19 protein-coding genes are annotated in these 21,005 nt (G+C 63.1%); 9 read left to right on the top strand and 10 right to left on the bottom strand.

Annotated elements, in window-relative coordinates; all coding sequences use genetic code 11:
* Positions 1-122: 122 nt before the first annotated feature.
* Together etfA and etfB are read left to right on the top strand one after the other, a co-directional pair.
* Positions 123-1,346, top strand: coding sequence for an electron transfer flavoprotein subunit alpha (gene etfA / locus D3879_RS03585; protein ID WP_119952717.1), 1,224 nt, complete (start codon positions 123-125; stop codon positions 1,344-1,346).
* A gap of 147 nt (positions 1,347-1,493) precedes the next feature.
* Positions 1,494-2,267 (top strand): electron transfer flavoprotein subunit beta, encoded by a 774-nt coding sequence (gene etfB, locus D3879_RS03580; RefSeq protein WP_119952716.1) that lies wholly within the window; start codon positions 1,494-1,496, stop codon positions 2,265-2,267.
* Here the strand turns inward: etfB and D3879_RS03575 are convergent.
* Entirely contained in the window at positions 2,264-2,482 is a 219-nt protein-coding gene (locus D3879_RS03575; RefSeq protein WP_119952715.1) for a hypothetical protein, read from the bottom strand. The two genes, etfB and D3879_RS03575, sit on opposite strands and share 4 nt — an antisense overlap.
* A 140-nt stretch (positions 2,483-2,622) precedes the next feature.
* Between D3879_RS03575 and D3879_RS03570 the strand changes: the two genes are divergently transcribed.
* From D3879_RS03570 to D3879_RS03560, 3 genes are read left to right on the top strand one after another with little or no spacing between them, the layout of a single operon-like run.
* On the top strand, positions 2,623-3,597 hold the full coding sequence (locus tag D3879_RS03570) for an HlyD family secretion protein (protein WP_119952714.1): 975 nt from the start codon (positions 2,623-2,625) through the stop codon (positions 3,595-3,597).
* Complete coding sequence (locus tag D3879_RS03565) at positions 3,584-4,537, top strand: ABC transporter ATP-binding protein (protein ID WP_218567808.1); 954 nt, start codon at positions 3,584-3,586, stop codon at positions 4,535-4,537. Before D3879_RS03570 ends, D3879_RS03565 begins: the two co-directional genes overlap by 14 nt.
* The gene (locus D3879_RS03560; protein WP_119952713.1) at positions 4,534-5,658 is read left to right on the top strand and encodes an ABC transporter permease; all 1,125 of its coding nucleotides are present in this window, start codon (positions 4,534-4,536) and stop codon (positions 5,656-5,658) included. The genes D3879_RS03565 and D3879_RS03560 overlap by 4 nt, the downstream gene beginning before the upstream one ends.
* 688 nt (positions 5,659-6,346) lie before the next feature.
* Here D3879_RS03560 and gbcA read toward each other — a convergent pair.
* Entirely contained in the window at positions 6,347-7,639 is a 1,293-nt protein-coding gene (gbcA, locus tag D3879_RS03555; RefSeq protein ID WP_119952712.1) for a glycine-betaine demethylase subunit GbcA, read from the bottom strand.
* Between the two features lie 591 nt (positions 7,640-8,230).
* Here gbcA and gbcB point away from each other — a divergent pair.
* Both gbcB and gstA read left to right on the top strand, forming a co-directional pair.
* Positions 8,231-9,331, top strand: a complete 1,101-nt coding sequence (gene gbcB, locus D3879_RS03545; protein ID WP_119952711.1) for a glycine-betaine demethylase subunit GbcB — start codon at positions 8,231-8,233, stop codon at positions 9,329-9,331.
* A gap of 169 nt (positions 9,332-9,500) precedes the next feature.
* Entirely contained in the window at positions 9,501-10,115 is a 615-nt protein-coding gene (gstA, locus tag D3879_RS03540; RefSeq protein ID WP_119952710.1) for a glutathione transferase GstA, read from the top strand.
* A 71-nt stretch (positions 10,116-10,186) separates the two neighbouring features.
* Here gstA and D3879_RS03535 read toward each other — a convergent pair whose 3' ends face one another.
* From D3879_RS03535 to D3879_RS03500, 8 genes are all read right to left on the bottom strand, one after another.
* Positions 10,187-10,819, bottom strand: coding sequence for a glutathione S-transferase family protein (locus D3879_RS03535; RefSeq protein ID WP_119952709.1), 633 nt, complete (start codon positions 10,817-10,819; stop codon positions 10,187-10,189).
* A 125-nt stretch (positions 10,820-10,944) separates the two neighbouring features.
* On the bottom strand, positions 10,945-12,990 hold the full coding sequence (fusA, locus tag D3879_RS03530) for an elongation factor G (RefSeq protein WP_119952708.1): 2,046 nt from the start codon (positions 12,988-12,990) through the stop codon (positions 10,945-10,947).
* A gap of 105 nt (positions 12,991-13,095) precedes the next feature.
* A complete protein-coding gene (locus tag D3879_RS03525; protein WP_119952707.1) occupies positions 13,096-13,629 on the bottom strand; it encodes an REP-associated tyrosine transposase in 534 nt (177 codons plus the stop codon).
* 258 nt (positions 13,630-13,887) lie between these two features.
* Positions 13,888-14,181 carry a hypothetical protein gene (locus D3879_RS03520; protein ID WP_119952706.1) on the bottom strand — a complete coding sequence of 98 codons (294 nt, stop codon included), beginning with the start codon at positions 14,179-14,181 and terminating at the stop codon, positions 13,888-13,890.
* Between the two features lie 43 nt (positions 14,182-14,224).
* On the bottom strand, positions 14,225-14,485 hold the full coding sequence (locus D3879_RS03515) for an acyl-CoA thioesterase (protein ID WP_119952705.1): 261 nt from the start codon (positions 14,483-14,485) through the stop codon (positions 14,225-14,227).
* A 48-nt stretch (positions 14,486-14,533) separates the two neighbouring features.
* Positions 14,534-15,316: an N-acyl homoserine lactonase family protein gene (locus tag D3879_RS03510; protein ID WP_119952704.1), complete on the bottom strand. Its 783-nt coding sequence runs from the start codon at positions 15,314-15,316 to the stop codon at positions 14,534-14,536.
* Between the two features lie 387 nt (positions 15,317-15,703).
* Positions 15,704-16,144, bottom strand: a complete 441-nt coding sequence (locus D3879_RS03505) for an SRPBCC family protein (protein WP_119952703.1) — start codon at positions 16,142-16,144, stop codon at positions 15,704-15,706.
* A 193-nt stretch (positions 16,145-16,337) separates the two neighbouring features.
* Positions 16,338-17,381: a threonine aldolase family protein gene (locus tag D3879_RS03500; protein ID WP_119952702.1), complete on the bottom strand. Its 1,044-nt coding sequence runs from the start codon at positions 17,379-17,381 to the stop codon at positions 16,338-16,340.
* Positions 17,382-17,725: 344 nt separating this feature from the next.
* Between D3879_RS03500 and D3879_RS03495 the strand changes: the two genes are divergently transcribed.
* Both D3879_RS03495 and D3879_RS03490 read left to right on the top strand, forming a co-directional pair.
* Entirely contained in the window at positions 17,726-18,433 is a 708-nt protein-coding gene (locus tag D3879_RS03495) for a transposase (protein ID WP_119952701.1), read from the top strand.
* A 434-nt stretch (positions 18,434-18,867) separates the two neighbouring features.
* Positions 18,868-20,952 (top strand): multicopper oxidase family protein, encoded by a 2,085-nt coding sequence (locus tag D3879_RS03490; RefSeq protein ID WP_158592060.1) that lies wholly within the window; start codon positions 18,868-18,870, stop codon positions 20,950-20,952.
* Positions 20,953-21,005 lie beyond the last annotated feature (53 nt).

Below are 21,005 nucleotides of genomic sequence, written 5' to 3'. Positions count from 1 at the left end.
GGAGAGGGGGCGGGGGAGAGGGCGCTTTGCCGCGGCTTCCTCAGTCGCCTGCAACCCCCTCTCCCTAACCCTCTCCCCCTAAGGGGCGAGGGGATTGTCCCTGCATGCCTGGAGGTGCCCGCATGAGCGACATCATCCGCCGTGACCCGCGCGCCGAATGGATTGCGCGTAACCGCCTGCACCCGCTGCATGCGGCCATGCAGCGCAGCGAAACCAGTTGGATGGGCCCCAATGGGGTGATCCGCAAGAACCCCCATGCGGTCGGCTTCATCGGTCCTAACGGGATCAAACGGATCGACCGTAGCGGCGCCCAGCAAGGTGGCGCGAGCAAGCGTGCGACGCAGGCCGCCGTGGTTCAACTGCCGTTGCACGTCATTGCCCAGCCGCGCTTCCACATCGTGGTAGTGCCGGACATGGTCGGTGGCCGCCTGACCACCCACGACCGCGACCTGCTGGGCCTGGCCCGCAAGTTGGCGGGCAACGACGGCACAGTGTTGGCGGTGGTGTTTGGCGAACATAAAGAAACCACCTTCGATGTCGCCGGCGTCGACCGCCTGCTGCAACTCGAAGGTGCGCAATATTCCGGCTATTCACCTGAGCAGCAAGTGCAGGCGCTCGGCGCCGTGGAGCGGCAGTTCCAGCCACGCCATTGGTTGCTGCCAGACAGCCGCACCGGTGGTGGTGAGCTCGGGCGGCGCCTCGCTGCGCTCCTGGGCGAACGCCCGGCGACGCGGGTCTGGCAGGTCACCGATGAACAGTGCATCGGTCGTGCCGGTGCTGGCCGTGAAGACCTGGTGCGGCCGCTGGCGCGGCTGATCCTGGCGGCGAGCGAATGTGCCGAGCCGGTCAGCGATACGCGCCATGAAGTGCTGCCGGTCACGTTGGAGCAGCCTGTCGCTCGTAGCCTGCCGCGCATCGAGGATCTTGGTGCGGTGGCAGTCGACCCGGCGGCGACGCCGATGGCCGAGGCCGAATTCATCGTTTCCGGCGGTAACGGCGTGAAGGATTGGGCGCTGTTCCATCGTGCCGCCGAGGCTCTCGGCGCGACTGAGGGGGCCTCGCGGGTGGCGGTGGACGATGGCCACATGGCGCGTAATCGCCAGGTCGGCGCGACCGGCACCTGGGTCACCGCGCGGGTCTATCTGGCGGTCGGGATTTCCGGCGCGATCCAGCACCTGCAAGGTATCGGCGGCTGTGACAAAGTCGTGGCGATCAACCTCGACCCCGGCTGCGACATGATCAAACGTGCCGATCTGGCGGTGATCGGCGATTCCGCCGCGATCCTCAGCGCATTGATCCAGCGGGTCGCCGAATACCGCGCGGGAGGTAATCGCGATGCGGCCTGATGCGCCTGTTTATTGGGTCCCCGCCTTCGCGCGGACGACAGCGGTTGCAATGACATCGCGGTCAAACCCCAACTACCGTCATTCCCATCCAAGCAGGTCTCGCAGGCAAATCGAGTGCGTCTCGGCACATAGCATTACGGGGGCTCCATGACTGATCTGAACATCATTGCCCTGGTTTCCGTCGGCGCGCATCCCACCTCGGGTCGCGCCCGCCGCGCCGAACAGGATGCCCGCGCGGTCGAATTGGGCCTGCGTCTGGCCGGTGAGCGGCTGCAAGTGCTGCACGCCGGCGATACTCAGGAAGAAGCACTGCGCGCTTATCTGGGTATGGGCCTGACTGAGCTCAGCGTGCTCGAACAACCGCGAGGCGCTGACGCCTTGCCGGTGCTGGCGAGCTATCTGAGCGAGTCCGGCGCCCAGCTTGTACTCACTGGTAGCCAGGCGGAAACTGGCGAAGGCTCGGGGATGCTGCCCTTCCTGCTGGCGGAAAAACTCGGCTGGCCGCTGGTGGTTGGGCTGGCTGAAGTGGAGAAGGTCGAGAACGGTGTCGCTCAAGTACTGCAAGCCTTGCCGCGTGGCCAGCGGCGGCGTTTGAAGGTGCGCCTGCCATTTCTCGCCAGTGTCGATAACGCGGCGCCGACCGCTCGGCAAAGTGCCTTCGGCCCGGCCCGGCGCGGCGTGCTGAAGGCCGAAGCGGTCGAAGTGATCGACGATGTCTTGCTCGCCACCGCGCAGTTCCAACCGGCCCGGCCACGGCCCAAGCGCCTCAAGGTGATCAAGGCGAAAACCGGTGCCGAGCGGATGAAAGCCGCCACGGCCAAGGCTGCGGGCGGTGGCGGGCAAGTGCTGAAAGACCTCAGCCCGCAAGACGGCGCCGAAGCCGTCTTCAAACTGCTGCTCGAAGAGGGCGTGCTGCGCTAGTCGGGCGCCATCCGTAGGCTGGGTTGCTCGGTCGGCGTTGCACCAGGACGTTGCTGGGCCCAGTACAGCTGTTTGTGCCCGCGCGCCTGGTACGCGTGGGCCAGGCTTAGCGCCTCTCCCCGGGTGTGGCCGCAACTGACGACAAACTCATTGCCGTTATCGTCCAGGCGCAGCAGGCACCAGTCGCAGGTCGGCTCGTGAGGCTTGTGCCGCATGGCTTTATCCCACCCCTATGCTTGGGCCGGCTGCCTTGCCCGGCGCCGGCCATGTGCCGCTTCATGCTCAGTATGGGCGCTGCCGGCGCTGGCGGCGTATGGCCTACGCTTGTTCATAACGAACTCAACGAGGTTTGAGCGTGCGTGCAGAGCGTGGGTGGCTCCTCCCTTTATGGCTGCTGCTGATCGCCGTTTCCGGTTGCGAAGGCGAGGGCCACCCGACCCTGCTCGGCACCCTGGAGTGGGACCGGGTCAGCCTGCCGGCCGAAGCCTCGGAAACCATCCTTGCCTGGCATACTGCCGAGGGCGACAGGGTACAGGCCGGCCAACTGTTGCTGGAGCTCGACCCGCGCCGCCAGGACGCGCGCATCGCCCAGGCCCAGGGCGAAGTCGCCCAGGCGCAGGCACGGCTGAGCGAGCTGAGCAATGGTGCAAGGCTGGAAACCATCGATGCGGCTCAGGCGGTCCTGCGCCGTGACCGCGCTGTGCTGACTGCCGCCGAACAGGACTTCAGCCGCATCGAAAAACTCTACAAGCGCAGTCTGGTGGCTATCGCCGAGTTGGATAAAGCCCGCGCCAGCCGTGACCAGGCGCGCGCCGAGCTGGCCAATGCCAGCGCCCAACTGCGCGAGTTGAAGAGCGGCAGCCGTGTGGAACAGATCGAACAGGCGGCGGCGGCGCTTGAGGCCGCACAGGGCAATCTGGCGCAACTGCAGGTCGGCCGCCAGCACCTGAGCGTGCGCGCGCCGCGTGCCGGGCGGGTCGACTCATTGCCGTTCAAGCCTGGTGACCAGCCGCCACAAGGCGCCGCCGTGGTCAGCCTGCTGGTGGGCGAGGCGCCCTATGCGCGGGTGTTCGTGCCGGCCTCGCAGCGTAGCGCCTTGCACATCGGTGAACCGTTGCGGGTGAAGGTCGAGGGCATCGCCGAACCCTTTGCTGCCAAGGTGCGTAGCATTAGCAGCGAGGCCAGTTTCACCCCGTATTTCGCGCTGACCGGTGACGACGCCAGCCGCTTGGTCTATCGCGCCGAGTTGCTGCTGGAGGGCGAGGCGGCGCGGCAGTTGCCAGCCGGCCTGCCGCTGAGCGCCGAGCGGATCGTCGATGAACACCAATGAGCCGGTGCCGGTCATCCAGGCGCGCGGGCTGAGCAAACGCTTCGGCGAGCTGACCGCGGTCAATCGCCTCGACCTCAAGGTCCAGCGTGCCGAGGTGTTCGGCTTTCTCGGCCCGAATGGCAGCGGTAAGTCCACCACCATCCGCATGCTCTGCGGCCTGCTGCGGCCCAGCGCGGGTGAGATCGAGGTGCTGGGCTGCCGGATTCCCCGCGATGCCGAGGCGTTGAAGCGGCGTATCGGCTACATGACGCAGAAGTTCTCGTTGTATGAAGACCTCAGTGTGGCTGAAAACCTGCAGTTCCTCGCCAGCGTGCACGGCCTGTCGAAGACCGCCAGCCGCCAGCGCATCGAGGAGTTGCTGGAACGCTATTGGCTCGGCGAGTTGACGCGGCAGTTGGCCGGCACTCTCAGTGGCGGGCAGAGGCAACGGCTAGCCCTGGCCGCCGCGGTGCTGCACAAGCCGGACCTGTTGCTGCTCGACGAGCCGACCAGTGCGGTCGATCCGCAGTCGCGGCGGGAGTTCTGGGATTCGCTGTTCGAGCTGGCCGACGCCGGTACCACGTTGCTGGTGTCCACGCACTACATGGACGAAGCCGAGCGTTGCACGCGCCTGGGCATTCTCGACACCGGCCGGCTGGTGGCTGACGGCAGTCCGCGTGAGCTGATGGCGCATTTGCCGGGCCGACCCTTCCTGGTCGAGTGCAGCCAGCCACGCCAGGCGCAACTCGCCCTCAAGGGCATACCGGAAGTTCTCGCCCAGGCGCAAATCGGCGCCAGCCTGCGGGTGCTCAGCGGCGCAGCGGACGGCCGCGAGCGGATCGCTCGGCGGTTGCAGGAACAGGGTATACACGCGCGGGTAGTGGAGACCGAGCCGAACCTGGAGGACGTCTTCGTTGCCGTCACCCAACGTCCGGCGCAACCCGTGCAGGAGGGCGCATGAACCTGCGGCGGATCATCGCCATCGTGCGCAAGGAGTTGCGCCAGCTGCGCCGCGATCGGCTGACGTTCGCCATGATCGCCGGCATCCCGATCCTCCAACTGGTGCTGTTCGGCTACGCCATCAATATGGACGTGCGCGGGCTGGATGCGGCGGTACTGGACCAGGCCAACACCGCGCGCTCGCGCGAGGTGATCGCCGAGATCGCCTCCAGCCGGGTGCTCAACCTGCGTTACCGGCTCTCGAGCCCGCAGCAGATCGACCACTTGCTGCGCCAGGGGCGGATCAGCGTGGCGCTGGTGGTGCCGGCGGATTTCGAGGCGCGCCTGGAGCGCGGGCCGGCACAGCGGCAGGGCCGCCCGTCGCAGAGCGGCCTGCTGCAGGAGCGCCGGCCGTTGCAACTGGTGGTGGATGGCTCGGATCAGACGGTGCAGGCCGCGGCCCGCCAGCTGGCGAACTACCCACTGCCGAACTGGAGCCTGTCGGCGGGTGTCGAGGTGGTGAACTTCTACAACCCGGAGCGGGTGGCGGCGCTGAACACGGTGCCGGGGCTGATCGGGGTGATCCTGACCATGACCCTGGTGATGTTCACCGCCATCACCCTGGTGCGTGAGCGCGAGCGCGGCAACATGGAGATGCTGATCGCCACGCCGCTGTCGCCGTGGGAGCTGACCATCGGCAAGGTGTTGCCCTTCATCGCCATTGGTTTAGTGCAGATGAGCCTGGTACTGCTGTTCGGCAAGGCGCTGTTCACGGTGCCGGTGCGTGGCTCGCTGGGCGAGCTGTACCTGGCGACACTGCTGTTCATCGTCGCCAGCCTGGGGCTTGGGGTATTTCTCTCGACCCTGGCGAAGACCCAGTTCCAAGCCATGCAGATGGCGTTTTTCACCTTCCTGCCGCAGATCCTGTTGTCCGGCTTCATGTTCCCTTTCGCCGGCATGCCCAGGCTTGCGCAACAGCTGGCCGAATTGCTGCCGTTGACCCATTACCTGCGGCTGGCGCGCGGCATCATGCTGCGCGGCGCTGGGCTCGCTGAGCTATGGGTCGAGTTGGCGGCGTTGGGGCTGTTTGCGGTGCTGATGTTCAGCATCGCGGTGACCCGCGTGCATAAACGGCTGGATTGAGTGGCTGATTCGCTTACCTATCGGGGTCTGTAGGCTGGGTAGAGCGCAGCAGGTAGGGTGGATTAGCCGCGCAACGGCGTAATCCACCAAATTGGGCTCGCGGCAGGCGGTGGAAGCCCCTCCGGGGATTCCACCCTACTAACTGCGTAAAGCCCATATCCGTAGGCTGGGTAGAGCGAAGCGAAATCCAGCATTGGCCCTGCTGGGTTTCGCCAAAAGCGGCTCTACCCAGCCTACGTTTTAGGCGTCGCTTTGGAGCTTCGCTGATCCTGCCCCGTCCGCTCGTGCCGGAAGCAGGCATATAGCCCATAGCAGGTAGGGTGGATTAGCCGCGCAGCGGCGTAATCCACCAAATTGGGCTCGCGGCAGGCGGTGGAAGCCCCTCCGGGGATTCCACCCTACTAACTGCGTAAAGCCCGTATCCGTAGGCTGGGTAGAGCGAAGCGAAACCCAGCATTGGCCCTGCTGGGTTTCGCCAAAAGCGGCTCTACCCAGCCTACGTTTTAGGCGTCGCTTTGGAGCTTCGCTGATCCTGCCCCGTCCGGTCATGCCGGAAGCAGGCATATAGCCCATAGCCCGCCAGCGCGATGACGAAACACAGATTCACAGTCGACATGGCGGGGCTCCGGAAAGGGAACTGGAAAAAACGAAGCCCCGCACCAGAAGGTGCGGGGCTTCGCAGGTCACCTTACTGGCTCTTGATCCCGCGCAGATAGGCCGCTGGCGCCGCGCCGAGGTTGCTCAGCAGGCGTTCGCTGTACCAGTCGACGAAGTTGACCACGCCGAACTCGTAGGTTTTCGAGTACGGGCCGGGCTGGTAGGCGGTGGAGTTGATGCCGCGCTGGTTCTCTTCGGCCAGCCGGCGATCCTGATCGTTGGTGGCATCCCAGACTTCACGCAGGCGGGCCACGTCGTAATCTACGCCCTCGACCGCGTCCTTGTGCACCAGCCACTTGGTGGTGACCATGGTTTCCTGGGCGCTGATCGGCCACACGGTGAACACGATCACATGGTCGCCCATGCAGTGGTTCCACGAGTGCGGCAGATGCAGGATGCGCATCGAGCCGAGGTCGGGGTTCTTGATCCGGCCCATGAGCTTCTTGCTGCCTTGCTTACCGTCCATGGTCATCGACACCGTGCCCTTGAGCAGCGGCATGCGCACGATGCGATTGCGCAGGCCGAATTCGGCGTGGGCGTAGGGAATCTTCTCCGCCTCCCAGGCGGTGGCGGAGGCGGCCACGTGGTCCTTGAAGGCCTGATCGGCGCGCGGGTCGGTGACGTCGTCCCACTCCAGCAGGGTCTTCAGCAATTCCGGGTGCGAGCCGCTGCAGTGGTAGCACTCGCGGTTGTTCTCCAGCACCAGTTTCCAGTTGGCCTTCTCCATCAAGGTGGTCTGCACCGCCACCTTGGTGTTCTCCATGTCGTAGGGCTCCATGTAATGGGCCAGGGTGGCGAGGAACTCGTCGATGGCCGGCGGGTTCTCGGCCAGCGAGACGAAGATGTAGCCGCCGGCGGTCTTCACCTTGACCGGCTTGAGGCCGTACTGATTCATGTCGAAGTCGGCGCCCATCTCGGTGCCGGCGAACAGCAGGCGGCCGTCCAGCTCGTAGGTCCACTGGTGGTAGTTGCACACCAGCTTGGCGACCTTGCCCTTCTCGCTGGTGCACAGGCGCGAGCCGCGATGGCGGCAGACGTTATGGAAGGCGTGCACCACGCCCTCGGCACCGCGGATCACGATGATCGGGTTCTTGCCGATCTGCAGGGTCAGGTAGTTGCCCTTGGCCGGGATCTCGCAGGTCATGCCGGCGATCAGCCATTCCTTCTGGAAGATCTCCTGCATGTCGATATCGAACAGCCGCTCGTCGCAGTAGAAGGGTTGCGGCAGCGAATAGGTGCGTTCGCGGGTCTGCAGCATTTCGGCGGTGGCCTTGCGTGCTGGTTCCAGCGGATCGCCCAAACTCAGGGTAGTGGTGACATCCATCGGTAAGTCCTCATGGCTGGTCGCGGCTGGCGGCCAGCGAAAAAGTGGCGGTTATGGTCTGCACGCAAGGCGCTGTGGTCCAGGCTGTGTGAAAACTACTGCGCTCGGTTATACAGCGTTAAAAACAGGCCTTAAATGCTCATTTACAACTCGTAAACTGCGCTTTTTCACCTGTCTTGACTCACTGGCGCTCGCCCTTCGGGCCAGCCTGCGGCTGTTACTCCGCTTCGCTGCGTTGCGCCTTGTCTAACCTTCGCTCGCCACGTTTTCACACGGCCTGGATCGCGCTCTGATTCGGCCGCTGGCGGATGCTCCGGTACGGCTCGACTGGATTGGAGTGTGGGGTCGGGCGTGCGCGGAGCCTTATCCATGGGCGACATGCTCGCATCCGTTTCCGACGCGCGAGCCCCGGTGGTTAGGGGCTGGTCGCGATAAGTATGTAGATGTCGCTGATAGGTAAGTGGCTGCTTATTGCCTTGCCCACAATCGGCTCCATCAGCCTGTATCAGCGTTTCTGCTGGCGGGCGCTTGCCCACTGCGTACTGAGCTATGGTTCGGGCAGCGGCACTCTAAAAATGGCGGGAGCGAAGCATGTCGAACACCTTCCTTAATCCAGTCAACACCCGGACCTGGGCCAATGGCCGCCATCTGGTGCGTTGCGTCAAGGTGATCCAGGAAACCTGGGATGTGCGCACCTTCTGTTTCATGGCCGACCAGCCGATCATGTTCTTCTTCAAGCCGGGGCAGTTCGTCACCCTGGAGCTGGAGATCGACGGCCAGCCGATCATGCGCTCCTACACCATCTCCAGTTCGCCCTCGGTGCCTTACAGTTTCTCTCTGACCATCAAGCGCGTGCCGGGCGGCAAGGTCTCCAACTGGCTGCACGACAATATGAAAGAGGGCGACGAGCTGCCTGTGCACGGCCCGGTGGGGCTGTTCAACGCCATGGATTTCCCGAGCGATAAAGTGCTCTACCTCAGCGGCGGGGTGGGGATCACGCCGGTGATGTCGATGGCGCGCTGGTTCTTCGACACCAACGGCAATGTCGACATGGTCTTCGTCCACAGTGCGCGGGCGCCACGCGACATCATCTACCACCGCGAGCTACGCCACATGGCTTCGCGGATCAACAACTTCAAATTGCACCTGATCTGCGAGCGCTACGAGATTGGCGAAACCTGGTCGGGATATCGCGGCTACCTCAATCAGAAGATGCTCGAACTGATTGCTCCGGACTTTATGGAGCGGGAAATCTTCTGCTGCGGACCGACGCCCTACATGCACGCGGTCAAGCGCCTGCTCGAAGCCAATGGTTTCGACATGAAGCGCTACCATGAAGAGTCTTTCGGTGCGACACCACCGGAAGCTCGCGCCGATGCCATCGAGCATGCCGAACAGGCCGCCGAGGCCCCCGAGGTGGATGCCGCCGATCTGCATCAAGTGGCGTTCACCAATACCGGCAAAAGCATCCGCGTGGCGCCTGGGGAGACCGTGCATGCCGCCGCCGCCAAGCTTGGCCTGCATATCCCCAAAGCCTGCGGCATGGGTATCTGCGGCACCTGCAAGGTGATGAAAACCGCTGGCGAGGTGGAGATGGAGCACAACGGCGGGATCACCGATGAAGATGTGGCCGAGGGTTACATCCTCTCCTGCTGCAGCGTGCCCAAGGGTGATGTGAGCATCGAGTACTGAAGCGTCTCCGCGGTGCTTGTGCCTGGCAGGGCGACGAAGGGCAGGGAGCCTTGCGCAGGACTGATCTAAGCTGAGTCGGGTCACGCGCCGGCGTTGCTGCGAAGGTTCCGGCAGCGCCCGCGCTCAGCCCAGTCTGCGGGCTGTCACGCATCCCTGCGGAGCCATAGCCATGAAACTTTACTACTCACCCGGCGCCTGCTCGCTCGCCCCCCATATCGTCCTGCACGAATCCGGCTTGCCCTTTAGCCTCGAGCGGGTCGACCTCGAGACGCACAAGACCGAGACCGGCGCCGATTACTACGGCATCAACCCCAAGGGCTACGTGCCCACGCTGGAACTGGACAACGGTGAGCGGCTGACCGAGGGGCCGGTCATCACCCAGTACATCAGCGACAAAGCCGGCAATACCGAGCTGATGCCGGCCGCCGGGAGCCAGGCGCGCTATCGCGTGATGGAATGGCAGTGCTACCTCAACTCGGAGGTGCACCAATCTTTTGCGCCACTGTTCGACCCGACGTTCGACGCGGCGAGCAAGGCGATCTTCATCAGCCGCCTGCAGAAGAAATTCGGCTGGGTCTCCGCGCAGTTGCGCGGCAAGCAATACCTGACCGGCAACAGCTTCACCGCGGCGGATGCCTACCTGTTCGTCCTGTCGGGATGGGCGCCCTATCTCAAGTTCGAGCTGCCGAACACCGAGGAACTGCAAGGCTATCTGCAACGGATCGCCGCCCGGCCGGCGGTGCAGAAAGCCATGAAGACCGAAGGCTTGCACTGGCTGGCCTAACAGTCTGGCCAGTGCTAGCCCCCAGCGCATTGCCAGGGCTGGGGGCTCTGCCGCTTTAGCCTGAAGGTGATTCACTTGGCTTGAGCGGCGGCCAGTTCCTCGTCTTTGGCCCTGACCCGCGCCACGGCTGGCCGCGCATTCACTCGCTCGATATAAGCCTTGATCACCGGCGATAGCGGCACCAGCCCAAACATCGTGGTCCAGGTCAGTGCCGTGCCCCACAGCACATCGGCGGCGGTGAACTTTTCGCCGAGCAGGTAAGGGCCTTTGCCGAGTTGCTCGTTCAAGGTGCGCAGCATGGTGTCGAAGTCACCATAGGGCGACATTGCAGGCGGCGCAGGCTCGCGCTTTTGCGCGCGGTCGACCAGCGCCGGCTCGAAGCACGAGCCGTAATAGAACATCCAGCGTAGAAAAGGCCCGCGCAACGGATCGCCGATGGCCGGAGTCAACCCGGCCTCCGGGAACAGATCCGCGAGGTAGAGAAAGACCGCGCCCTGCTCGGTGATCACGGCATCGCCATGCTTGATCGCCGGCACCTTGCCCATCGGGTTGATCGCCAGATACGCCGGCTCCCGCTGCTCGCCCGTTTGCAGGTTCAGCACGTGCAACTGGTACGGTGTGCCGAGCTCTTCGAGCAGGGTCAGTGCCCCGGTGGAGCGGGTGTGCGGGGAGTGGAAGAGGATGACTTCAGGGGTGACAGACATACAGGTCGTTCCTACTGATTGCGGGGAGGGGCATGAGGCAGAAACAGTTCAGCCTGAAACCATAGCGGATAATTTGGCGGCTGCCTGGTGCGGCTGCAAAGACCTTGGCTGGCTCGGGTGGCAGCTCAATCCTCCTCCTGCTCGGCTTTATAACCGGCGGCCAGTTGTTGCTGCACGTCCAGGGGCACGGCGCTGTAGTGGCTCAGCACCAGGCTGTAGGCGCCGTGGCCGGCGGTGATGGACTTGAGTCGGCCGCCATAGCCGTCCAGTTCGGCCAGCGGCACCTGGCCGCGGATCAGCACCATGCTCTGCGACAGGGTTTCGGTGCCAGCCACCTGGCCGCGGCGGCCGATCAGGTCGGTGGTGATGTCACCGAGCTTGGCTTCGGGCGTGGTGATCTCGATGGCGACGATCGGTTCCAGCACGATGCACCCCGCCGCACGCAGACCTTCCAGCATCGCCTTGCGCCCGGCCGCCTGGAAAGCGATGTCCTTGGAGTCGACCGAGTGGCTCTTGCCGTCGTAGACCGTCACTTTCACATCCTCGACCGGATAGCCGGCCAGGGGCCCGGTCGCCAGCATCGAGCGCACACCTTTTTCCACCGAGGGAATGAACTGCCCAGGGATCACTCCGCCCTTCACCTCGTCGACGAACTCGAAGCCACTGCCGCGCGGCAGCGGCTCGACGCGCAGGAACACTTCGCCGAACTGGCCGGCGCCGCCGGTCTGCTTCTTGTGCCGGCTATGGCCCTCGGCCGCACGGGTGATGGTTTCGCGGTAGGGCACGCGCGGCGGCTGGGTCTGCACTTCGAGCTTGTAGGTGCCGGCCAGGCGATCGAGCAGGTAGCGCAGGTGCAACTCGCCCATGCCGCGCAGCACAGTCTCTTGGGTAGTCGGGTGGTAATCGAGTTTCACGCAGGGGTCTTCGGCCAGCAGCCGGTGCAGCACTTCGGATATCCGCTGCTCGTCGCCGCGCCGCTTCGCCTCGATGGCCAGCCCCTGCATCGGGGTGGGGAAGGCGAGCGGCTTGAGGTGGATATTGTCCTCGTCATGGGAGTCGTGCAGCACGGCGTCGAACTCGATCTCGTCGATCTTGCTCACAGCGCCGAAATCGCCGGGAATCAGCCGCGCCACCTCGTCATAGCGTTTGCCCTGCAGGCGCAGCAGGTGCCCGACTTTGAACGGCTTCTTGCCATCGCCGACGAACAGCTGCATGTCGCGCTGCACCGTGCCCTGGTGTACGCGGAACACGCCGAGCTTGCCGACGAACGGGTCCATCACCACCTTGAACACATGGGCCAGTACGTGGCGTTCCTGATCGGGGACAGAGCGGAAGGGTTTCGCCGCAGCGCCTTCGCCCTTGAAAAACAGTGGTGGGTTGCCTTCGAGAGGATTGGGCGCGAGCCGCGCCAGTATCTCGAGCAGCTCGCTCACGCCAGCGCCGCTGCGCCCCGAGACGAAGCACAGGGGGATCAGATGCCCCTCGCGCAGCGCCCGCTCGAAGGGGGCGTGTAGTTCCTCCGGGGTGATCTCGCCCTGTTCCAGGTAGCGCGCCATCAGCTCTTCGTCGACCTCGACCACCTGATCCACCAGCGCCTGGTGCGCCTCGGCCACCGACGAGAAGTCCGCCTCGCCGGCCGGGTCGAAGAAGCAGTCGACCACCCGGTTGCCGCCATCGCCTGGCAGGTTGATCGGTAGCACCTCCTTGCCGAACGTCTCGCGCAGATCGGCGACCAGCGCCGGCAGGTCGATTCGCTCGGCATCGATCTTGTTGACCACCAGCATCCGGCACAGTCCGCGCTCGCGCGCCGCGTTCATCATCCGCTGGGTGGTCAATTCGATGCCGTTCTGCGCGTTAACCACCACCAGCGCGGTTTCCACCGCCGCCAGCGCGGGGATTGCATGACCGATGAAGTCGGGGAAGCCGGGGCTGTCGATCAGGTTGATCTCGGCGCCGGCATGGCTGAAGTGCACCAGCGCTGCCGCCAATGAATGGCGGTATTCACGCTCCATCGGGTCGAAGTCGCAGACCGTGTCACCACGCTCCAGCGTGCCCATCACGGGGATGGCGCCGCTACGCTGGAGCAGCGCCTCGGCCAAGGTCGTCTTGCCGCTGTCGCCGTGGCCGACCAGGGCGACCGTGCGAATATTTTCGACCGAGTAGTTCGACATGACGACCTCCAAGCGCAGGTTTTTGCAGTATAGGCAGGCGCTGAAGGGGTGTGCCGAGGACACTCTCGTGTAGGGCGGACATGGCGCAGCCTTGTCCGCCACAATTCACCACTCCGAGCCCGGCACTTCCACGCCAACATCGCCGGCCCAATCCGCCGAGTAGATCCCCGAACGCACTGCTCGGTGAAAACTGGAAAATGGCCAGTCACGCCCCCTAGGCACCCATCCATGCTTAACCGGGTTGATATGGATGTAATCGAAGTGGCGCCTGTAGTCCTCCTCGTCGCGGATCAGGTGCTCCCAGTAGCGCCTTTGCCAGACGCCACGCTCCCGCCCGCGTTTGGGCTGGAGGGCGGAGGAGGTGTCAGTGGCAGGCAAGCCGCGACATAACAATTGCTTGATTACCATCCAGCGCTTCGCGTAATCGCAGTCCGCCGGCGGCAATGTCCAGAGGCAGTGCATATGCTCGGGCAGTACCACCCAGGCCTCGATTTGGAACGGGTGACGCTTTTTGACTTCGGCCACGACCCGGCGCAGCAGAGCGATCTCGCGGATCAACAGATCGCTGCGGCGGTCATGCAGGTTGACAGTAAAGAAGTAGGTGCCACCCGGCACCCAGGTACGACGATAGTGGGGCATGGACTCATCCTTGTGTCCGTTATTCATTGACTGCCGAAGTCTAGCCAACCCTCGGCGTTTGCGGTGGACAAAGCTTCGCCATGTCCACCCTACGATTGCATTCTCGTTTCGCTCCGTAAGCTCGTAGGGCGGACATGTCGCAAAGCGATTTGTCTGCGGGGGTAAGTGAGGTAATCCGGGCTATTTGCTGCGCCGCCCAGCCATCGCGCGCCCTTCCAGCACCGCGATTCGACGCAGTCCGCACCTATAGCCCGATGCTTATTTGACGAGGTTCATGCGTTTGTTGGTGAACACGCAGATAACCCCGGCTTTGTTGTACATGACCTCATGGTTAAAGTCGCAATAGGCCGCCGCCACACTGAGCGGCAGCTGCTCGTTGTTCCATTGCTCGGGCTTGAACCAGGCCAGTTGTCCGTCTTTGCACCGCTCGGCTTGCGCATCGGTGCTGTAAGTGCAGAGGTACGACTGGTCGACTTCGGACGTTTGCCCGAAGCATCCCGACAGGGCCAGGGCGCTGGCGCCAATCAACATGAAGCTCGCGATTTTTTGCATGGTTGCTCCGTGGCCTGATCCAGGCCTCTAACGATCAGATAGTTCAATTATCAATCCAGCGGCCTTCGTCGATCATGAGCGCTATGCGCTCGCGCACGTCGGCCGGCAGGGGGCGGGCTTTCCTGGTGGCCATGTCGAGGTGCAGGCCGACCAATACGGTGCTCGCCGGCAGCTCGCCGGTTTCGGCGTTGGGTATCTCATGGGTGAAGCGAATCGACTTGTCGTGGACCTCCAGGCTCGCGGACTGAATGGAGACCACGCCGCCGGCCAGCAGTTCACGTTTGTATTCGATCCGATAATCCAATTGCCCGGGTGCTCAGGCGCTCCCCGGGCATAGGTTGTCAGCGCAACCTCAGTCCCGCCACAGCGGGAACCTCGGCAAGCTTTGGTAGAAGGCCATATCGTGGTTAGGCCAGAGTTGAGCGTCTTCGTCGCGGGCCAGCGCGTTGAGTTTGCGGATACTGGCGAGGGCCAGCGCTTCGTTGTCTTGCCAGCAGTAACCGGGGGCGATTTCCTCCGTCAGATTCTCGCTGAGATCGGCGGCGTCGCCGCAGAGGATCACCGGCCGGCCTTTCGGTAACTCGATGAACAACGACATGTGCCCGGCGGTGTGGCCAGGGCTGGAGATGGCTTCGACGCCTGGGGCGACGGTGTATTCGCCGGTTTGCAGGCGCCATTGATCGGCATTGGTCAGTTCGTCGGCAAACACCCCCTCATCCAGGCCGGTACGCGCGGCCGCCAGTTCGTCGGCGTGCAGATGCACCTCGCAGCCCGGCAAGTCGCAGATGCCGCCGGCGTGGTCGAAGTGCAGGTGGCCGATGAAGACCACATCGATATCGGCTGGCGTCAGCCCCAATTTCGCCAAATAGCGCGGGATGCGCTGCTCTTCATGCATGGTGGGCGGCTCGAACTGAGGGCGCATCGGCTCGAAGTACTGTTTACTCAAATTGGGATCGGCCACCTTGCGGTAGTCGCAGCCGACGTCGTAGAGAATGCGGCCGTTGGGTGTCTCGATCAGGTACGCGAGGATCGGCGCTTGAATGAACTGCCCATGGCCGCGCCCGCGGGTCGACACGGTCTTCTCATAACGGTGGGTGCCCGTCAGCAGGGGCCAAAGTTTGAGAGCACGAGACATGGTGAACTCCTCGCGAGCCTACGAAAGCTGAGGCTTCATCGGCTGCAAATGGCAGTGGCGAACGACGCCGCTGAGGGGCTGGCGCTAGTCCGCTGTGTTTGAACTCCCGCTAGGCAGAAAAGGCGTGCATGCGTGCATGGAGTATAGATCGGCGCGGCTCGGGCTGAATCGGCCGCTGCCGCCCTGACACGAGCGGCAACTGGGTTGGGCGTTAGCCGGCGGTCATCACCAGCCCAATATCCGCGGCCAACTCCCGCACGCGCTCTTCTGCGGTATCCCATGAACACATAAGTGGGTAAAGATGGGTAAAGGGGACGGATCTATCTTTCCAAACCTTGGCAGCCTCAGAAAATAAAGCTGTCCCCTTTGATTAGTCGTCTCAGGCGTTCATAGGGCCTGGGCTTCCAGCAGCTCTTTCAGATTATGCAGATCGGCCTCGAACAGCCTTTTCCCCATGCTCGCAACCAGAGGCTCGGCCAATTTGAAGAAAGCGCCTGGCGAGCCTTCGGAGACAAGAGTGATGCGGGTGGCATTCTCCACCGGCTCGAAGCTGTAGCGCGTCTCGAGTGGAAACGGTCGGGTGGTGGTCTTGATCGTGCACTTGCGACTCGGCTCGTGTTCGATGACCTCAAAGACTGCGTCGAAGGGTAGGCCCAGAAAGCTGAATTTTCCTGTGTAGCTAGTGCCCACGCGGCTGGGGCCCTCTGAAGTCTTCCTGACTTCTAAGGCAATCGATCTCCAACGGGGGAGGTTTTCGTAATTGGAGACAAAGGCGAACACCTCCTCGACGGGGCGGTTGATGACTAAGCTGATTTCGATTTTGACCATGGTGCTATCCTCCTCGTTCTCAACCTCGTGTCATGGGCGATAAGCCCTCGCCAAGTTTGGTCGGCGGCACGATGAAGCATAGTGGGCGCTCGCGGCTGTCTAGGCTTAATTGCTTGCGCGAGGCCCAACAAGCTATATCCGATGGCGATTAGGCTCTCTGGCTTGTAACCGGCTTATATAAGCTCCGTGCACCTTAAGCGGTTCGCATCACTTCCCGGATATCCCGCGCCAACTCCCGTACCCGCTCTTCTGCGGTATCCCACGAACACATAAAGCGCGCGCCGCCGGCACCGATGAAGGTGTAGAAGCGCCAGCCGCGGGCGCTCAGGGCCTCGACCGCGGGTTCAGACATTTGCAGGAACACGCCGTTGGCTTCGACCGGGAACATCAGGCTGACGCCGGGGATGTCGCTGACCAACTCGGCGAGCAGGCGCGCGCAGTGGTTGGCGTGGTTGGCGTAATACAGCCAGGCGTCGTCCTGCAGCAGGCCGACCCAGGGCGCGGAGAGGAAGCGCATCTTCGAGGCCAGTTGGCCGGCCTGTTTGCAGCGGTAGTCGAAGTCTTCGGCCAGGTCCTTGTTGAAGAACAGGATGGCGTCGCCGACGGCCATGCCGTTCTTGGTGCCGCCGAAGCAGAGCACGTCGACACCGGCCTGCCAGGTCAGCTCCGCAGGGGCACAGCCGAGGAAGGCGCAGGCGTTGGCGAAGCGCGCGCCGTCCATGTGCAGGTTGAGGCCAAGCTCGCGGCAGGTGGCGCTGATGGCACGAATCTCGTCCGGACGGTAGACGCTGCCGACCTCGGTGGCCTGGGTGAGGGTGACCACCCGTGGCTTGGGGTAGTGAATGTCCTGGCGCTTGAGGGCAATCTCGCGGATCGCCGCGGGTGTCAGCTTACCGTTCTCGGTGCGTGCGATGAGCAGTTTGGAGCCATTGGAGAAGAACTCCGGGGCACCGCACTCGTCGGTCTCGACGTGGGCGGTCTCGGAGCAGATGACGCTGTGATAGCTCTGGCACAGCGCCGACAGCGCCAGCGAGTTGGCGGCGGTGCCGTTGAAGGCGAAGAACACTTCACAGTCGGTTTCGAACAGGCGGCGGAAGTGATCGGCGGCGCGGGCGGTCCACTGGTCGTCACCGTAGGCGCGCTCGTGGCCGTGATTGGCCTCGGCCATGGCGGCCCAGGCTTCCGGGCAGATACCGGAGTAGTTGTCGCTGGCGAATTGTTGCGTGTTGTCGGTCATGTGGCGCGTTCCTGTCTGCGGCTATGCGGCTCACTTTAGCGGGAATGTTTCGCGCCGGGGCGGTTGTCTGTCTGGGTTTTTTGCGTGGGCTTTGGGTTTTCCAGCGTGGCCACGGCCGAGTCTGATCGTCAACGTAGGTTGGCGCTGAACGTAGTGATGCCCAACATGGAGTCGTCTCGCGACTCCTAATGCTCGGTCTCGAACTTGATTGGATTCCCGCGCAGGGGGAATCTAGTGAGCGAACGGAGCCCTACCTGAAGGCCCGGCCTAACTCAAGGGGTCGTAGTGATTTATTTTCGATCAACTAAGCTGTTGGTCGTGTTTTTTGGCAAAAGGAGTTTGCCGTGCCTCGTAAACACCGGATGTATCTGCCTGGTGTGCCGGCCCATGTGGTGCAGCGCGGAAACAATCGCGCTGCCAGTTTCTTCCATGAGGACGACTACCGTTTTTACCTCGCGGCACTGGCCGATGCGCTGAAGCGCTATCGGGTGGAGCTGCATGCTTATGTGTTGATGACCAATCACGTCCATCTGCTGATGACGCCGGCGGATACTGAGGGTATTTCGCGGGTGATGCAGAATGTGGGACGCCTGTATGTGCTGAACATCAACCGAACCCATCGGCACACGGGCACGCTGTGGGAGGGGCGGCACAAAGCAAGCCTGGTCAACGCTGCCGAGAATCTGCTGACCTGCTATCGCTACATCGAGCTGAACCCCCTGCGAGCAGGCATGGTTGCGGCTCCGGAGGAATATCCTTGGTCAAGCTATGGCTGGCATGCCTGGGGAATGCCGAATGGGGTGGTGGCGGATCATCTTCTCTATCAGCAGTTGGGCGAAGATGCCTCTCAGCGGCAACAGGCCTATCGACAGTTGTTCACGGAGCACCTCGAGGCTTCAGCCTTGCATGTCATGCGTGAGGCGTTGACTCACAACTATCCGCTGGGTAATGAGCGCTTCCGTGAGTCAGTTGAGCGAAATTTAGGTCGCGTGGTTGGGCAATGTAATCGGTGGCGGCCGCCGCTTAAAAATAAATTTTTACGACCCCTTTAGTTCCCCCCTTTAGTTCGATTTTTGCTCAGCTAAGCTTAGAGAAGGCATCCGCCACAATTTAACCGTTAAACGGGATATATAGGCGGTGAAGGTGAGATTCTGCTCCACTTGTGCCCCAAAGACACATAGGTGACTGGGGTGCGGTGCTTGTATAGCGGAGGCCACCGCGAGAGCGCTGTATTTTCGGCTCGATAGTGGGTCCGAAGTGACACGCTGAGGCCCTGCATCTTTCAGGCAGCAGGGGAATTAGTACGTCGGGGGATACTGCGAGCAAGGAGGTGCGAATGTACCTTCCACCGAATGTATCCAAAGCTCGACTCAGAGAAGCCGAGAACGCGAGACGGAATCTTGCGGAGTTAGTAAAGGCTTACTCCCAGGGAGAGGTTACACGACGCGACTTCATCAAGTGGGGCCTCGTCACGACAGGGGGACTGTTGGTCCCGATCCACGGCCTGAGTCCCTTCACTAGCAGTGCGTATGCCGATGATTTCAATGTCCCGACCGGGTTGCCGCCGAGCCCGCTGTTCGGCGTCCAGGCCTTCACCCAGCCCATGCCTCGCTTCGATGTCCTGCCGCGCAAAGCGTATACGCCCGGCAAGGGCGTGATGAATCCACTCCCGGCGTTTCCTGGCCGTCCGGGGTTCGACCCGACAGAGCAGGCGAACACCACCCAGCAGCCCGTGCCCGCCGTGCTGGGCGGGCGCACCGGCCCCATCGAGGGCCGCCCTCCGGGACCGATCTGGGCCCACCAGCAGTGGCACGATTTCTTTCCCACCGTGGCCGTGGAGGTCACGCAGGAGGGTGCCAAGGCCAACACCCTCTACAATCCCGGCGTCCCATCGAGCCTCAATTCCGGCATCGACCCGACGGCGGCCTTGCGCCCGCGCTTCCATCCGGGCCTGCCGGACCAAGGGCCACTCGCGCTCTGGACGTTCAACGGGACCTTGCCACCCAAGCTGCTGATCGGTCGCTACCACGAGTCCATCCTCTTCCGCCATCACAACCGCCTGCCGGTCGACCCGACCCAAAACGGCGGATTCGGGATACACACGCTGAGCACCCATGAGCATAACGGGCACCATGGGGCGGAGAACGACGGCTTCACCGGGGCCTTTTTCTTCCCCGGCCAGTTCTACGACTACCACTACCCGATCTGCCATGGCGGCTACTTCAGCTTCAACCTGGAGGCCACGGATTCCCGCTGCGGCAGCCCTAATGACGCCGGTGGCATCGACAAGCTCGCCGGCGACTTCCGCGAGACCATGAGCACCCACTGGTTCCACGACCACATGTTCAGTTTCACCGCCCAGAACGTGTACAAGGGCAACGCCGGGATGTTCAACATCTACAGCAGCCTCGATCGCGGCAACGAGGAGATCAACGACGGGGTGAATCTCAGATTGCCCAGCGGCAGGGACAAGTCGTTTGGCAACCTCGACTTCGACGTGAACCTCATGCTGGCGGACAAAGCCTGGGACGGGGACGGGCAGCTGGCGATGAATATCTTCGACTTCGACGGGTTCCTGGGCGATGTGATGACCGTGAACCTCGTCTACAAGCCCTACTTCGAGGTCGAGCGGCGCAAATACCGCTTCCGCATCCTCAACGGGGCCGTCGCCCGGTTCTTCAAGATCGCCTTGAGCGATGCTTCACCCTTGATCATGATCGCCAACGACGGGAACCTGCTGCCGAGCCCGGTGGTCCTCACCGAACTCGACGAGCTGGGCATCGCGGAGCGCTACGACATCGTGATCGACTTTTCCCGCTATCGGGTGGGCGACAAGGTCTGGATGGTGAACCTCGCCGAGCACGAGAACGGCAGGAAGCCACATGAAGACCTCTCGCTGCGGGAGGCCCTTTCGGGGATTTCGTCCGATCCCTGCGTCGGGAAGTTTTTCGAGTTCCGGATCGTCCGGGATCCCGCCAGGCCCGATGTGAGCCGAGTGCCTGCCGTCCTCTGCCCAAACCCGGATCTGTCCAGGATTCCCGTGGCAGCGAAGCGAATCTTCGAGTTCGGGCGGGGTGCCAAGCAGACCACGAGCGACCCCGTCTCGTCGTTCTTCGGTCCCTGGGGCATCAAGACCAACGGGAGAGACATGCTCGCCGCCGACTTCGGGCGCATTTCGGCCGCGCCGCGCTTCGGCACTCGTGAGATCTGGACCCTGAGAAACGGTGGCGGCGGCTGGGATCATCCGATTCACATCCACTTCGAAGAGGGCCAGATCCTCGCCCGCGACGGCAAGCTGAGCAACGTCCCGGCGTGGGAGCGCGGCCGCAAGGATGTCTATCGGCTGCGTCCGGGTGGCAGTGTCACCATCACCATGCAGTTCCGGGACTTTGGCGGGATGTTCATGGAGCACTGCCACAACACCACCCACGAGGACAACGCCATGCTGTTGCGCTGGGAGATCAACGACGCGGGCGGCGCGTTCCTGAGGCCGCTGCCGACCCCGATGCCGACGCCCCAGGGTGTGACGTTCGTGGACCCGACCGACATTCTCTCGACCGCGTTTCGGTAATGCGTCTGCGACGTCGGCGCATCGGCGCCGGGCGAGGTGTCAATTGGAACTGA

Source organism: Pseudomonas cavernicola (assembly GCF_003596405.1).
Classification (GTDB): Bacteria; Pseudomonadota; Gammaproteobacteria; order Pseudomonadales; family Pseudomonadaceae; genus Aquipseudomonas; species Aquipseudomonas cavernicola.
Note: the sequence above shows the minus strand (reverse complement) of the source record. Positions and strands in the feature narration are given on the sequence as shown.

What these genes read in the sequence shown, in the direction of transcription:
- etfA (WP_119952717.1), top strand. Translation starts at nt 123, where the DNA reads ATGAGCGACATCATCCGCCGTGACCCGCGCGCCGAATGGATTGCGCGT.
- etfB (WP_119952716.1), top strand. Translation starts at nt 1,494, where the DNA reads ATGACTGATCTGAACATCATTGCCCTGGTTTCCGTCGGCGCGCATCCC.
- D3879_RS03575 (WP_119952715.1), bottom strand. Translation starts at nt 2,482, where the DNA reads ATGCGGCACAAGCCTCACGAGCCGACCTGCGACTGGTGCCTGCTGCGC.
- D3879_RS03565 (WP_218567808.1), top strand. Translation starts at nt 3,584, where the DNA reads ATGAACACCAATGAGCCGGTGCCGGTCATCCAGGCGCGCGGGCTGAGC.
- D3879_RS03560 (WP_119952713.1), top strand. Translation starts at nt 4,534, where the DNA reads ATGAACCTGCGGCGGATCATCGCCATCGTGCGCAAGGAGTTGCGCCAG.
- gbcA (WP_119952712.1), bottom strand. Translation starts at nt 7,639, where the DNA reads ATGGATGTCACCACTACCCTGAGTTTGGGCGATCCGCTGGAACCAGCA.
- gbcB (WP_119952711.1), top strand. Translation starts at nt 8,231, where the DNA reads ATGTCGAACACCTTCCTTAATCCAGTCAACACCCGGACCTGGGCCAAT.
- gstA (WP_119952710.1), top strand. Translation starts at nt 9,501, where the DNA reads ATGAAACTTTACTACTCACCCGGCGCCTGCTCGCTCGCCCCCCATATC.
- D3879_RS03535 (WP_119952709.1), bottom strand. Translation starts at nt 10,819, where the DNA reads ATGTCTGTCACCCCTGAAGTCATCCTCTTCCACTCCCCGCACACCCGC.
- fusA (WP_119952708.1), bottom strand. Translation starts at nt 12,990, where the DNA reads ATGTCGAACTACTCGGTCGAAAATATTCGCACGGTCGCCCTGGTCGGC.
- D3879_RS03525 (WP_119952707.1), bottom strand. Translation starts at nt 13,629, where the DNA reads ATGCCCCACTATCGTCGTACCTGGGTGCCGGGTGGCACCTACTTCTTT.
- D3879_RS03520 (WP_119952706.1), bottom strand. Translation starts at nt 14,181, where the DNA reads ATGCAAAAAATCGCGAGCTTCATGTTGATTGGCGCCAGCGCCCTGGCC.
- D3879_RS03510 (WP_119952704.1), bottom strand. Translation starts at nt 15,316, where the DNA reads ATGTCTCGTGCTCTCAAACTTTGGCCCCTGCTGACGGGCACCCACCGT.
- D3879_RS03505 (WP_119952703.1), bottom strand. Translation starts at nt 16,144, where the DNA reads ATGGTCAAAATCGAAATCAGCTTAGTCATCAACCGCCCCGTCGAGGAG.
- D3879_RS03500 (WP_119952702.1), bottom strand. Translation starts at nt 17,381, where the DNA reads ATGACCGACAACACGCAACAATTCGCCAGCGACAACTACTCCGGTATC.